Annotated in this window: 9 protein-coding genes; 1 reads left to right on the top strand and 8 read right to left on the bottom strand. The window is 64.2% G+C overall.

All coding sequences use genetic code 11. The annotated features are described in order from the left end of the window. Positions 1-59: 59 nt before the first annotated feature. The 8 genes from ACQS5P_RS08235 to ACQS5P_RS08200 all read right to left on the bottom strand — a co-directional run bounded on the left by ACQS5P_RS08235 (position 60) and on the right by ACQS5P_RS08200 (position 12,331). The gene (locus ACQS5P_RS08235; protein ID WP_428940417.1) at positions 60-1,121 is read right to left on the bottom strand and encodes a S1C family serine protease; all 1,062 of its coding nucleotides are present in this window, start codon (positions 1,119-1,121) and stop codon (positions 60-62) included. A gap of 81 nt (positions 1,122-1,202) precedes the next feature. Then, positions 1,203-2,186, bottom strand: coding sequence for a transposase (locus tag ACQS5P_RS08230; protein WP_428937294.1), 984 nt, complete (start codon positions 2,184-2,186; stop codon positions 1,203-1,205). A gap of 122 nt (positions 2,187-2,308) precedes the next feature. Beyond that, complete coding sequence (locus ACQS5P_RS08225) at positions 2,309-4,573, bottom strand: DUF4159 domain-containing protein (RefSeq protein ID WP_428940416.1); 2,265 nt, start codon at positions 4,571-4,573, stop codon at positions 2,309-2,311. Positions 4,574-4,591: 18 nt separating this feature from the next. Then, positions 4,592-6,088 carry a S1 RNA-binding domain-containing protein gene (locus ACQS5P_RS08220; protein ID WP_428940415.1) on the bottom strand — a complete coding sequence of 499 codons (1,497 nt, stop codon included), beginning with the start codon at positions 6,086-6,088 and terminating at the stop codon, positions 4,592-4,594. Positions 6,089-6,322: 234 nt separating this feature from the next. Continuing rightward, positions 6,323-7,945, bottom strand: coding sequence for a FumA C-terminus/TtdB family hydratase beta subunit (locus ACQS5P_RS08215; RefSeq protein WP_428940414.1), 1,623 nt, complete (start codon positions 7,943-7,945; stop codon positions 6,323-6,325). A 70-nt stretch (positions 7,946-8,015) separates the two neighbouring features. Then, positions 8,016-9,398 carry a magnesium transporter gene (mgtE, locus tag ACQS5P_RS08210; protein WP_428940413.1) on the bottom strand — a complete coding sequence of 461 codons (1,383 nt, stop codon included), beginning with the start codon at positions 9,396-9,398 and terminating at the stop codon, positions 8,016-8,018. A gap of 39 nt (positions 9,399-9,437) precedes the next feature. Further along, a complete protein-coding gene (gene dnaA, locus ACQS5P_RS08205; RefSeq protein WP_428940412.1) occupies positions 9,438-10,853 on the bottom strand; it encodes a chromosomal replication initiator protein DnaA in 1,416 nt (471 codons plus the stop codon). A 521-nt stretch (positions 10,854-11,374) separates the two neighbouring features. Continuing rightward, a complete protein-coding gene (locus tag ACQS5P_RS08200; RefSeq protein ID WP_428940411.1) occupies positions 11,375-12,331 on the bottom strand; it encodes a uracil-DNA glycosylase in 957 nt (318 codons plus the stop codon). Between the two features lie 218 nt (positions 12,332-12,549). On the opposite strand from ACQS5P_RS08200, the gene ACQS5P_RS08195 reads away from it, so the two are divergent. Then, complete coding sequence (locus ACQS5P_RS08195; protein ID WP_428940410.1) at positions 12,550-13,659, top strand: 1,9-bis(guanidino)-5-aza-nonane synthase; 1,110 nt, start codon at positions 12,550-12,552, stop codon at positions 13,657-13,659. Positions 13,660-13,675: the final 16 nt, after the last annotated feature.

Here is a 13,675-nt window from a genome sequence, read left to right as displayed (position 1 = left end):
TTAAAATGGGCACAGGGTAATCACCATCACGGCCAGCGGCCGGGTTGCCGGCGCGACGCTCAGGTGGCGGCGCGCTGCGACTCGGCGGGCGTCACCCAAAGCTCCAGCTTCTCGGTCCGTCGAATCACGGTCAGGCGGCTGGGCTTTCCGACCCGCTCCTCGGTCAGTTGCCGCTGAAGATCGTCGATCGTCTCGATCACGTGTTCGTCCATCGCGATGATGACGTCGCCTTCGAGCAGGCCGGCGGCCTGTGCGGGGCTGCCCGGCTCCACATGCAGCACCAGCACGCCGCCGCTGTTGCTCAGGTGGTAGTAGCGGACGATCCGCCGGTGCAGTGGCACGTTCTGCCCGCCGATGCCCACGTAGCTGCGTCGGATCCGCCCGTCGCGGATCAACCTGGCGGCGATCCACTTGGCGGTATTGATGGGAATGGCAAAGCAGATGCCCTGGGCCAGGGCGATGATCGCGGTGTTCACGCCGACGACCTCGCCAGCGCTATTGACCAGAGGCCCGCCGCTGTTGCCGGGATTCAGCGCCGCGTCGGTCTGGATGACGTTATCGATCAGCCGCCCGGACTGCGTGCGGAACGATCGCGCCGTGGCGCTGATCACGCCTGCGGTCACGGTCGTCTGGAACCCGTAGGGGTTGCCGATCGCTACCGCCAACTGACCCACGACAAGTCTGGCCGAATCTCCCAGCACCGCCGGCACGAACTCCGCGCCCGCGGCGCTGTTGATGCGGATGACGGCCAGGTCCGTCTCCGGGTCGTCGCCGATCAGCCGCGCCTGATAGCCCGATCCGTCCGAAAGCATCACGTCGATCTGTTCGGCGCCGCTGACGACGTGGCTGTTGGTGAGGATGAAGCCATCGGGGGTAAAGATGAAGCCCGACCCGCCTCCACGGGCTTCCTGAATGCCCCGCGGGGTTTTCACGCGTTTGCGGATTTCGATATTGACCACCGACGGACTGACCTGCCGCACCACCCGGGAGACGGTGCGCGAATAGGCGTCGAGCAGTTGCTCGTCGGGATGCCCCGCCTGCGCCGCCGCGCCCACCGCCGGCCCGGCCGCCTGCGCCGTTGTCGTTTCGTTTTCTCCAATCAGTTCCAGAATTCTGTTCACCTTCGATATCACTTCCTGTGCTCATCCTGTTGAGCATTGAATTATAGCAGTGCCCGGCGCGAAAAAGGGGTCGGGAGTGGCTCAGTCTCGACCCTCATAATTGGCGTAGATCATGATGTCGTGCGTCAGGGTCCGCAAGAGCATCTCCTGCCGGCGACGGCGGCGTTGCACGGAACGCAGGGCATCGCCAAAGTTCCGCTTCATCATGCTGTTGACCGTCTCGCTCTGCGCTCGCTGGCCGTAGGTTCGCCGGTCCGCCTTGCGGGCAAACCGCTGCTTCATCAGCCGGCGATATCGACCGCCGGGCGGCTTGCTCGACGGCCGCCCGATGCCCGTGGGAATCACCGAGCGCACACCCATGTCCAGGCGGGCGCTGCGGTGGTTGGCCTCTGAGTCGTATCCAGCGTCGGCGACGACGACGTTCACATTGGCCCGCCGCCACGCATGGTACAACAGCGGCGCGAAGTCCGGCGCATCGGACCCGCAGCCGATATGAACCCGCGCCGCCAGGATGAGGTGACAGGCCGAGGCCACCGCCAGGGCCAGCTTCGGCATCTGCCGGGCCCGGCGCGAGCGTGAGCGATTGACCTCGTCTGCATCGGTTTTTTCGGTGTATTTGCCGCCATCGCGCAGGAGCATCTTGCGGCAGACGCGGTCGTAATGGCGTGAGCGGTGACGCGCCTCGTAGCAGGTGCTGTCGAGGGTCAGCGGCTTGCTCGAGTCGAGCTTACGCAGCAGTTTGGCCTTGGCGGCAAGCTGGGCCAGCAGGTCGAGCATGCGGTTGACGCGCCGGGTCTTGAGAAGCGTGCCGAAGGCCCGCCAGAGGGTGTTGTGATCCGGGGCGCGGGACATGCCGAGGTCGGCCAGCCACTGCGGCGAGTCGCGCAGCAGTTGCTCGGCCCTGCGATAGCTGAGCTTGAGCTGCTCGCGCAGAACGAGGCAGGCGAAGAGTTGCGGGAGCGTGAAGTCGTGGCGGCTGCAGTCGCAGGAGTAGGCCGGCCAGACGCGGAGGGCCAGTTCATGGGCCTGCCGCAGGACCTTCCATGGTGATCGAGATGTTTCCATCCCGCAGCTTGTACCCACTGCATCGGCGTGGCGCTACCGAACATGCGCCGAACTTGGAGAGGGTCGAGACTGAGCCGGTCGGGAGTCTTTTCCATTGCCGGAAAAGACTCCCGACCCCTTTTTCAGCGGCCGTACATCAGGATCCGCGACATCAGTTCCGTTGCCGTCGCCGGCTCATAGCCGATCACCCCGTCAACACTCTGTCCCACCAGCCCCGCGCTGAGGTCCTCGCGGCTGAAGAACACCACTGCCCGGCCGTTCATCTCGATCATCCGCAGTCGCGGCTGGTCTTTCAGCTCCCCCAGGATTCGCGAAGCATAGCGGCGATAGGCAAACTGCTTCATCGGCGCCGAGCCGGATGTGAAAATCCTGTGGTTGGTGGGCAGCAGCTTCAGCTCCGCGTCGCCAAACGTCGCCGACAACTCCTTCTCGACCGAATCGACAAACCGGCTCGATCCGCCGGCCGCGTCGATGATGATCGTCCCGCCGCGATCCGCAAACCCTCGAAGCATCGCCCGCGCCCGATCGTCCAGGACGATCGGTTCGGTTCCGGTCAGATGCGCGAACTCAAAGCCCTCCAGCGACCCGCCCGGCAGCTCTACCGGCTCGACCCGCAGATCGATCCGGTTGCGGTTGTGCAGCAGGTCGGCCAGCCGTCGCCAGCCGCCCGGCTCAGGATCCCAGTTGCCCGCGTACTTTAATCGCGCCAGCCGGATGCTCCGCACCGCCCGAATGGACGGGTCACGGGCAACAATCGGCGAGTGTCCGCGCGTCTTCAGGTCCTTTGGATCGGTGCAGTACAGGAAGATGTTGGCCGGAAGCTGCCAGTGTTCCTCGTAGCCGGCCACGCGCCTAAACTGCCACCGTCGCGAGCAATCCGCCTGCGGGATCAGCAGCATCAGCTCGCGCACGCCATTGCTCAGCCCCAGCACCGCCGGTTTGGTCTTCCAGTTGCCGCGGGAAAAGGGCTGGTTGGTGTAGATCACATGATCCGCCGGCAACTCGCGGAACTCATATCCGGCAAACAACTGCTGTCCCAGACTGGTAAACGAGGCGGCAAACTCCCTGGATCCGCCGTCGGCATTGCCCAGCACCAGCCCGCCGGACTCGATAAAGTGCCTGATCTTCTGCCTGGCCGGCTCGTCAAGCTCGATGGCGGTCCGCCCGCACATCAGCAGGATCGGCGCGTCCAGCCAGTCCTGGAACGGTGCCGCCAGGCTCACGATCTGCCACTTCAGATCCTGCTCGATCTGTTGGGCGATGAAGCGCGTCAGATTCGGCACATCCCGCGGCCGCTGGTTCCACGGCGGAGCGGACTTTTGGGGAGTCTGGTCAGGTAGCGTGTAGTCCAGCTTGTTGATCGCGACCGGCGCGCGGCCGCGCGACAAAAACAGCACCGCGAAACACGTGCTGGGGACGTTGCCGAACTCCGACGGCCAGGCGCCGTTGTTGTACTGCTTGCTCAGCAGCCAGTTTGCACCCTTCTCGTACCAGTCGATCTGCCCGAAGTACTTCAGCCCGCTGGCCACGCCGACCCGCTCGATCGCGTAGATGGTCGAGTAGGGAAAGTCGCGGGTGTATCGCTGGTCGCTGGCGACCTTGTCGAAGTTGTCGATGAGCCATCGCATGCCGCGCTCGATGGCCGGGTTGCCGATGGCACGCTCCCCGCCGCCGGTCAGCGCCGCGTCGTTGGCGCGCAAAAACTCCTGCGTGATGAACAGCGTCGCCACGCCCACCGCCGTCATCCCCGGCGTCAGGGGATACTGCCCGTCGGGCCTGGCGTAGTAGCTCCATCCGCCGCTGGGGTCCTGCTGCTCGATCCACGCCTGCTCGACCATGCGCCAGTACGAGCTGGGGATTTCGATTCCCGACTGCGCCGCCGCCCACAACCCCAGCACCGCGTACTGTGCCCGGCTGTGGCTCCAGGCCTTGTGGGTGGGGTTGTAGGCGTAAAAGCCGCGCCCCTCGCCCTGGGTGATGACCGCATTGAGCAGCACCTTGGCGTCGTGCTCCATCAGGCGCTGCGTCTCGGGCGTTTGTGGAAGGTGCAACCAGACCTGGCAGCGCATCCCCAGCGCGTACACTCCGCTGGTCTGGGTCTTCTTCAGGTATTCAACCGCCTTGACGATCCGCGGATCCTGCGGGCTTTCTCCCGCCGCCAGCAGCGTGTACACCACCAGCGCCGTCTGCCCGGTCTTCTGGTCCCCGTGTTTGTTGTCGAAGTTGTCTTCGCTTTCCCAGTTGTCGTCCTTTTGCTGCTTGTAGAGGAAATCCCTGGCCCTGGCGATGGCGGCGTCGATACGCTGCGGATCGACATCGGCGCGGGCCGCAGGCGCAGCCCCGAGCAGATGGCTCAGCACAGCGACAACGACAAACGCCAATCGCATCTTCTCACGGAGTGTACGTCACCAGTTCCAGTCCAATCCGCCGCGGAGCTGCTGTTTCTTCTTCGCCTTTTTTGCCGGCGCCGGGGCGGGCGCCGCGGCGGGCGCGGCCGCGGCCGGCTCCTCGGCACGCCGGATCGACAGTGAAATCCGCCGTGCCTTCGGATCCACATCCAGCACCCGCACCTTGACCGTCTGCCCCTGCCTGACCACATCGTTGACCGACTTGACCCGATGCTCCGCCAGTTCGCTGATGTGCACCAGCCCCTCCACCCCGGTCTCCAGTTCCACGAACGCCCCGAAGTCCACCGTCCGCGTCACCTTCCCCGTCGTCACGGAATCCTTCGGGTATCTCTCCGCGACGGTCTTCCAGGGGTCCGGCCCGGCCTGCTTCAGGCTGAAGCTCAGCTTCTTGTTGACCGGATCGACGGAGATCACGACCAGCCGCAGCGTGTCGCCTTCCTTCACAACATCGGACGGGTGCTTGATCCGCGTGTAGCTGATCTCGCTCACGGGCAGCAGCCCCTCGATGCCCTCTTCAACCTCGATGAACGCGCCGAAGCTCTCGACCTTGCTCACGCGCCCGGTCACTTCCGTGCCCACGGCATATCGCTCCGCCGCGCTGGTCCAGGGGTCGGCCATCGTCTGCTTCAGGCTCAGGCTCAGCTTGCCGGTTTCGCGGTCGAACTTGATGATCTTCACGTCCACGACGTCGCCGACTTTGACGATATCGCCGGGCTTGACCCCTCGCCGCCAGGTCATCTCGCTGACATGGAGCAATCCGTCCAGCCCGCCCAGGTCGACGAACGCTCCGAAGTCGGTCAGGCTGCGCACCGTGCCGCGACGCGTCTGCCCGACCTCGATCTCCTGGAGCATCTTCTGCCGCGCTTCTTCCTTTTCGCGCTCCAGCACGCTCCGCCGGCTCACGATCAGGTTCTTCGACGCCGCATCGAACTGCGTCACTTCCGCCTTGAGCCTCTGCCCCAGATAGATGCTGATGTCCTTGTTGTAATACAGGTCCACCTGCCCGGCGGGCATGAAGGCGCGCATGTTCCGGACCTGAAGCTCCAGCCCGCCCTTGTTCATGCCGGTGACGATCCCCTCGACAATCTGCCCGACCTGCAAGGTCTCCCAGGTGACGTTGGTGGCGGCCGCTCCCTTTCGCGTGAGGATGAGCAGGCCCTCGCGGGCGTCGTAGCGTTCGATATCGAATTCGAGCTCATCGCCGACATGCGGCTCGGTCTCGAACTGCGAGTACGCCGCCACGCCCTGCGACTTGCCCCCCAGATCGACGAAGACTTCATCTTTGGCCGGATCGACGGAGATGATTCGCCCGCGGCGGGTGCCCTTGAGCGCGCCCGGGGTCTGCGTGGCGGGCGGCTCGGGCGCCGCAGGCTGTGGCGAGGCAGTGCTGTACAATTCTTCCAGCGACACGCCCGCCAGGGCCGCGTCCACCTCCTGCTCGAGCTTGGCGTCCTGGGGTCGGAACTTCTGCTTATACTCGTCCATGTTTGACATCGCCGTGAACCTCGTTGGCCCCGCGCCCGCAGCGCGACGTGTCGCGGCACCAGCAAGCCGTCGGCCGCGCGCCGGCGCAGGTCCAATATTGTATCAGCGCAACCGCCAGGCCGCGATCCGCGCCAAGGCGAACGCGTGGACCTTCCTCCGTGTCACGCGCGTCCCGCCCGTGCAGGTGGTCATCGCGCGGGAACTCGGCAGTGTCCGTACCACCGACACCGGTCTCAACCGCTATCAATGCCCCGGCGTCAACTGCTCGAAGAAATCATTCCCCTTGTCATCCACCACGATGAACGCCGGGAAGTCGACCACTTCGATCCTGCGGATCGCCTCCATGCCCAGGTCTTCGAAATCGACCAGCTCGACGCGGCGGATGTTGGATTGCGCCAGGATCGCCGCCGTCCCGCCCGTCGAGCCCAGGTAGAACCCGCCGTGCTTCTTGCACGCCTCGGTCACGGCTTTGCTGCGGTTGCCCTTGGCGATCATGATCAGGCTGCCGCCGTGCGACTGGAACAGATCGACAAAGCTGTCCATTCGCCCGGCGGTCGTGGGGCCGAATGAGCCGCTGGGTTTGCCCGCGGGGGTCTTGGCCGGGCCGGCGTAGTAGATGGGGTGATCCTTGAAATACTGCGGCATCGGCTTGCCTTCGTCCAGCAGCTTCTTGATCCGCGCATGCGCCGCATCGCGCGCCACGATCAGCGTGCCGGTCAGCTCCAGCCTCGTCTTCACCGGAAACTTCGTGAGGATCTGCCTGACCCGGTCCATGCCGATGTTCAGGTCGATCTTCACCGGCGGCGCCAGCTTCGGCGCCTCTTTGGGCAGATACTTTTCCGGATGAAACTCGAGCTGTTCGAGAAACACGCCGTCTTTGGTGATCTTGCCCTTGATGTTGCGATCGGCCGAGCATGACACGCCCATGCCGATGGGGCAGCTCGCCGCGTGCCGGGCCATGCGGATGACGCGGATGTCATGGGCCAGGTACTTGCCGCCGAACTGCGCCCCGATGCCGCACTTGTACGATGCCTGGAGGATTTTCTGTTCCATCTCGATGTCGCGGAACGCGCGTCCGCCCGCCGACCCGCTTCTCGGCAGATGATCCAGATATCCCGCCGACGCCAGCTTCACCGTCTTCATCACCTGTTCTGCGCTGCTGCCGCCGATCACGATCGCCACGTGGTAGGGCGGACACGCCGCCGTGCCGAAATCCTTCAGCCTCGTCGCAATGAACTTCATCAGGTCTTCGGGGTTCAGCACCGCTGGCGTCGCCTGGTGCAGAAACATCTTGTTGGCGCTGCCGCCTCCCTTGGCCACGAAGAGAAACTCGTACTGGTCCCCGGGTTCGGCGTAGATGTCGATCTGGGCCGGCAGATTGGTCTTCGTGTTCTGCTCCCGGAACATGTCCAGCGGGGCGATCTGCGAGTAGCGCAGGTTCTTCTCCTGATAGGTCTGGTAGATCCCCTCCGACAGGGCGGCTGCGTCGTCGCAGTCGGTCAACACATATTGCCCCTTCTTGGCGACCACCGTGGCGGTGCCGGTGTCCTGGCATCCGGGCAACTCGCCCGCCGCCGCCACTACCGCATTCTGAAGATGCGTGTAGATGACGAACTTGTCGTTATCGCTGGCTTCGGGGTCGGCCAGCTCGTCGGCGAGCTGTTGCAGATGCCTGGGACGCAGGTAGAACGAGACATCGATGAACGCCTGCCTGGCCAGCAGCTTCAGCGCCTCGGGTTCGACCTTGAGGAACTTTCGCCCGCCCAGATCGATCTGCGACACGCCCTGGGTGCTCAGCAGCCGGTAGGGCGTGTCGTCGCGCTGATGGTCGATTTGAAAGACCGGTTCGTAGACAAATCCGCTCATCGGGGTCCCTCGCTGTGGTTGTGGTGTCGAATGCTGCAAGCGCAACGGGGCGTTGACTCGCAGTAGCCGGCTACAGCAGCGTGCCTCGCAGTATCAACAGGGCCACCAGAAAATAAATGCACAGCCCGGTCACGTCCACCAGCGTCGCCACGAACGGCGCGCTGCTGGTGGCCGGATCAAATCCGAGCCGGCGAAGCAGAAACGGCAACATGCTTCCGGTGATCGTGCCGAAGCAGACCACGCCGATCAGGCTCGCCCAGACCGTCATGCCGACCAGGTACGGATGGCCCTGATAGTGCTGCCAGCCCGCGGCGTACCACACAGCGATCCGGACGAAGCCGATCAGCCCCAGCACCGTTCCCAGCGCCACGCCGGAAAGAATCTCGCGCCCGAACACGCGCCACCAGTCCCGCAGCCGCAATTCCTTCAACGCCAACGCCCGGATGATCAGCGAGGCGGCCTGCGAGCCGCTGTTGCCCCCGGAGCTGATGATCAGCGGCACGAAAAGCGCCAGCACCACCGCCTGGGCGATCTCCTGCTCGAAGTGTCCCATCGCGGTGGCCGTCAACATCTCCCCCAGAAACAGCGCCGAAAGCCACCCGACGCGTTTGCGGATCATCTGCCAGAACGGCGTCTGCGCGTAGGGCAGGTCCAGTGCCTCCATGCCGCCCAGACGGTGCATCTCTTCGGTGGCCTTCTGCTCGACGACGTCGATGATGTCGTCGGCGGTGATGATTCCGAGCATGTGCCCGTCGTTATCCACGACCGGCAGGGCAACCCGGTCATACCGCTCAAAGGCCTCCAGCACTTCGTCGCGCGTGGCGGTGGCGGGCACCGACACCAGCGGGCGCTCCTCGATATCGCCGATCATCGTCTGCGGGTCCGCCAGCACCACCGTCCCCAGCCGCACGTCCTCCAGCAGCTTTCCCTGTTCGTTGATGATGTACAGGACATTGAGGGTTTCCACGTCGCGGCCGGCGGTGCGGATGCGGTGCAGGGCATCGGCGCAGGTGACATCCGGCGGCAGGGCGATGTACTCGGGGGTCATGTATCTGCCGGCGGTGCCTTCGGGATACCCCAACAGCTCGCGGGCGATACGCAGTTGCTCGGGCTTGAGCGTCTCCAGAAGCCTGCGTGTCACCTGCGAGGGAAGCTCCTCGAGCAGCCGCGTGCGATCGTCCGGGCTCATCTCGTTCAGAATCGCATGCACCTGGGCGTTGGACAGCGACTGGACCAGCTCCTGCTGGCGATCCAGTGGCAGGTAGGAAAAGACTCTGGCGGCCTGCTGTCGCGGCAGGATGCGGAAGATGACGCCCTGGTCTTCCGCGGGCACGTCCATGAGCAACTCGGCGATGTCGGAAGGGTCCAGCTCGCTGAACGCCTCGCGCAGCTCCTCCCAGTTTTTGGCGCGGATGATCTGTTCGATGTCGGCCTGGAGCAGCGACCCGATCATGACGGGGATTCTAGATGATGCGAGCGGGCGTTGCGACCCTCAGCCGGTGAGGTGGTTTTCCAGGGCGGTGAGCTGACGGGCCACTTCCGGATCGTTCCGCATGTCCGCATCGATCGTGCGAACCGCGTGCAGCACGGTGGTGTGGTCGCGTCCGCCGAAGTAGCCGCCAATCTCCTCCAGGCTGTACCGCGTGTGCCGCCTCGCCAGGTACATGCACACCTGACGCGGAAACGCGATGCTCTTGTGACGCTTCTTGCTCTGAAGATCGCTGACCTTGACGTTGTAGTACCTGGTCACCGCGTCGAAGATCTGCTGGATGGTGATCCGCCTCTGCTCCGGCGTGGCCGTCTCTCCCAGCGCCGCCTTGGCCAGCTCCAGGTCGATCACGCCGTTTTGCAGCAGGCTCATGCCCTGCAACTTGGTGATGGCGCCTTCAAGCTCGCGGGTGTTGGTTTCGATCCTGGCGGCGATGTAGCAGACCACGTCCTCCGGCAGCGTCAGCCCGCGCATGCGCGCCTTTTTCTGGAGGATCGCCACACGCGTCTCGTAACAGGGCTTTTCGATCCTCGCCACCAGGCCCCAGTTAAAACGTGAGACCAGGCGCTCCTCCAGCTCGGGGATTTCGCTGGGCGGGCAATCGGCGCTGAGGATGATCTGCTTGTGCTGCTGGTAGAGCGTGTTGAACGTGTGGAAGAACTCCTCCTGCGTGCGGTCGCGCCCCGCCAGAAAGTGGATGTCGTCGATCACCAGCATGTCCACGTTGCGGTAGCGATAGCGGAACTGGTTCATGTCGCCAGTCTCCACCGCCGTGATGAACTGGTTGATGAAGCTGTCGCACGAGAGGTACAGGATCCGCGCATCGTCCTGACGCTCCAGAACCTTCTGGCAAACGGCCTGAAGCAGATGCGTCTTGCCCAACCCCACTCCGCCGTGAATGAACAGCGGGTTGTAGGCCTTTCCCGGCTGCTCGCTGACGGCGACGGCGGCCGCGTGGGGCAGGCGATTGCACGGGCCGGTCACGAAGTTGTCGAACACGTAATCCGGATTCAGCGGCAGCGGATGATCTCCCTCGTTGAACACTCCGCCGCGAGGAAGGTTCTGGCAATGAAAGCTCACCGCCACCAGCCGGTTGGTCACCTGTTGCGCCGCCGCCGTAAAAGGCTGCTGACACTGGCTCTGGCAGAAGTTGAGTTGAGCAGGTGTGGCGACGGTGACCTGGATGACTCCGTTGGTGAGCTGTCGCGGGACAAGCTGATCGAACCAGACACGATGCAGACTCGGATGCTGCGTGCGGACCACCGAAAGGATCTGTTGCCAGATGGCCGGATCCAGCGCCGGAGCTTCGGGCGACTGCGGGCGCTGAGTCGACTGCGAGTGCTGCTGCGCCTGAGGTTGCTGCGAATGCGCGCGGCGGGCAATGGTCTCGCGCGGCGATGGCGAGTGGGTCGTGAGCATGTTCGTTACTTCGGCGTCCTACCACCTCAAAGCGTCAGATCGCCGAGAGCCTCGAGTGAGTGTTCTTTCGTTCAGTACGACTGGTACCGCTGGTACGACTCTGAATCCGGCGCGGGCGCGGTTGGCGCCGGCCGGTGGAATATGCTTCTTGAATCGGCCGCAACGTAGCCGAATCGTTACGTGCCGGCAAAATGTTGTTCATTCGCTGACAGTAACAAAACGACTCAACCAAAACTTCGGATCAACATCGACCGGGGCGTCCGCCAGCGCAACGGCGTTGGCAAGACGTCAAACGCTGCACGCGGCCCGGCAGGCACACTCTGGCGATCGGCGGCAGGCCCGCTGAGGCCCGCCCGCGCCGCAACTCGGCCTGCGCCAAAGACGAATCCCCTGACGCGTGCCGTCGTACAACGCGCCACGCGATCGATTCAACGCGCGCCGCGCCGACGACGTTGCGTACGATGCGTATATAGCGCGCCGACGAGCAAAAGAAAAGGGGCAGGTTGTCGCAGTTGGACAAATCATTCGCGCCGCTGTCGCCTCGGCAGCGGCAAGCCAAGCTCCTTCATCACCGCCTGCAAGTCGCTCCACACTGCCGATCGTGTCTCGTAGCTGTAGTTCCTCAATACGTAGGCCGGGTGATACGTCGGCATCAGCTTGATGCCGCGCCACTCGTGCCACTGCCCGCGCATCCGTCCCATCGACTCCCTGGTCTGGAGCATGTGTTGCGATGCCGGCCGGCCCAGCGTGATGATCACCCGGGGGCGGATGATTTCGATCTGACGTTCCAGGTACGGTGCGCATGCGGCCACTTCGTCGGCGGCAGGCTCGCGATTTCCCGGCGGACGGCACTTGACGATGTTCGTGATGTACACCTGCTCACGACGCAGCCCCATCGCCGCAATCCACTTGTTCAGCAGCTCTCCTGCCCGCCCGACAAAGGGCCGGCCCTGAAGGTCTTCGTTTTCTCCGGGGCCTTCCCCGATGAACATGATGGCTGCATCGGGCGAGCCTTCGCCGAAGACCGTGTGGGTGCGGGATTCGCACAGGCGGCACTTGGTGCAGCCGCGGACTTCCTTTTCGTCCATTTCCCGCAATCGCGCGATTTTCTCCTCGGTGGAAAGCGGCGGGGTTGTGAATGCGGACGCGCCAAGCAGCGTTGGCGGCGGCGGTGGGCTCTGAACGGCCGCGGCGGCGGGTGTTGCGGCGACCCGATTCCCGAACAGGTCCGTGCCACCAACCGCGGCGCCGGGCGGCGGGGGCTTCGCCGGCGCGGTCGCCGCCGCCGGCACGGGCCTGGCGGCGGTCTCGGTATCGCTGCGGCGGCTCTGGGGCGCCGCCGCCAGCGGCCTGTCTGATTCCGCAGGCACAACGCTCACCCCAAACGCCTGCTCCGCCCGCAGTGCCAGGCGAATCCGCGCACGCAACGCCGCCGATTCGTCCGCCCCTCTGCTCTTTGCCCGCTCTGGCTTGGCCACGGCTCGCATGCTAATTCGCCGCCCCAACGCGAACAATCCCTTGACTGGCTCGCATCAGCATGGAAATATATCAACGTCTGATCAAAGCCACCCCGGCCCGCAATGGCGGGTTCCGATGCCACTTCGGAACACCGTAGCGGCCTGCGGTGGCTTTTTGCGTTTATTGATCCATGTCCCGCTTAAGCGGGACCCGCCACTGGCTTCAGGAGGTGCTCACCATGGCAGGCAACGAATCACCTTTGAACACCAAGCCGCTCAAGGCCCATCACACTCAGGACAAGCGCAAATACCTGCGCCAGACCATTGAACACATCGACATCACCCGGCACCCGGGAATCGCGCAGCTTGTGGAAGACATGAAGCACATGGCCTACAGCGCACGCGACCTGTACCGCGCCGCCGACATCTACGACCGCATGCTCCGCGACGAGCAGTGCGGGATCATTCTCACACTGGCCGGCTCGCTCATCAGCGCGGGGCTGAAGAAGGTGTTCGTGGACATGATCCGCAACAACATGGTCGATGCCGTCGTCGCCACCGGCGCCAACATCGTCGATCAGGATTTCTTCGAGGCCCTGGGCTTCCGTCACTACATCGCCGAAGAGAAGCTCAAGAGCGGGCTGTTTGACAGCGAGCTTCGCGATCACGCGATCGACCGGATCTACGATACCCTGATCGATGAGGAACAGTTGCGGATCTGCGATGAGACCACGCACCGGGTCATCGAGACGATGGAGCCTCGCCCCAGCAGCTCGCGCGAGTTTTTCCGCGCCTGCGGGCAGTGGCTGGAAAACCACGGCGGCCCCAAATGCCCCGATTCGATCGTCTATGAAGCCTATCTCAAAGATGTGCCGATCTTCGCCCCGGCACTGAGCGACAGCTCCGCCGGTTTCGGACTGGTTGCCCACCTGGTCAACCGCGGCGACAACCCGCGGATGAGCCATGACAGCGGCAAGGACTTCTACGAGCTGACCCTGCTGAAGATCAAGACCGAGCAGACCGGCATCTTCATGGTTGGCGGCGGAGTGCCCAAGAACTTCACCCAGGACATCGTGGTCTGCGCCGAGACGCTCGGATACGACGCGCCGATGCACAAATACGCCATCCAGATCACCGTCGCCGACGTCCGCGACGGGGCGCTGTCCAGCAGCACCCTCAAGGAGGCCAGCAGTTGGGGTAAGGTCGATACCGCCTACGAGCAGATGGTCTTCAGCGAGGCCACGCTGGCCGTGCCGCTGATCGCCGGTTACGCCTATCACAAAGGCGCCTGGAAGACCCGCAAGCCCAGGAAGTGGAACACGCTGCTGGAGCCGGCGACGGTGAAGTGATCGGATCGACCGATAC

Source organism: Fontivita pretiosa (assembly GCF_050410795.1).
GTDB lineage: Bacteria > Planctomycetota > Phycisphaerae > Tepidisphaerales > Tepidisphaeraceae > Fontivita > Fontivita pretiosa.
The sequence above is the reverse complement of the archived record's forward strand: the minus strand, read 5'-3'. Positions and strand labels throughout refer to the sequence as shown.

Excerpts from the sequence above, each read along its gene's own strand:
- ACQS5P_RS08195 (WP_428940410.1), top strand. The coding sequence starts at position 12,550 with ATGGCAGGCAACGAATCACCTTTGAACACCAAGCCGCTCAAGGCCCAT.
- ACQS5P_RS08230 (WP_428937294.1), bottom strand. The coding sequence starts at position 2,186 with ATGGAAACATCTCGATCACCATGGAAGGTCCTGCGGCAGGCCCATGAA.
- ACQS5P_RS08215 (WP_428940414.1), bottom strand. The coding sequence starts at position 7,945 with ATGAGCGGATTTGTCTACGAACCGGTCTTTCAAATCGACCATCAGCGC.
- dnaA (WP_428940412.1), bottom strand. The coding sequence starts at position 10,853 with ATGCTCACGACCCACTCGCCATCGCCGCGCGAGACCATTGCCCGCCGC.
- mgtE (WP_428940413.1), bottom strand. The coding sequence starts at position 9,398 with ATGATCGGGTCGCTGCTCCAGGCCGACATCGAACAGATCATCCGCGCC.
- ACQS5P_RS08225 (WP_428940416.1), bottom strand. The coding sequence starts at position 4,573 with ATGCGATTGGCGTTTGTCGTTGTCGCTGTGCTGAGCCATCTGCTCGGG.
- ACQS5P_RS08220 (WP_428940415.1), bottom strand. The coding sequence starts at position 6,088 with ATGTCAAACATGGACGAGTATAAGCAGAAGTTCCGACCCCAGGACGCC.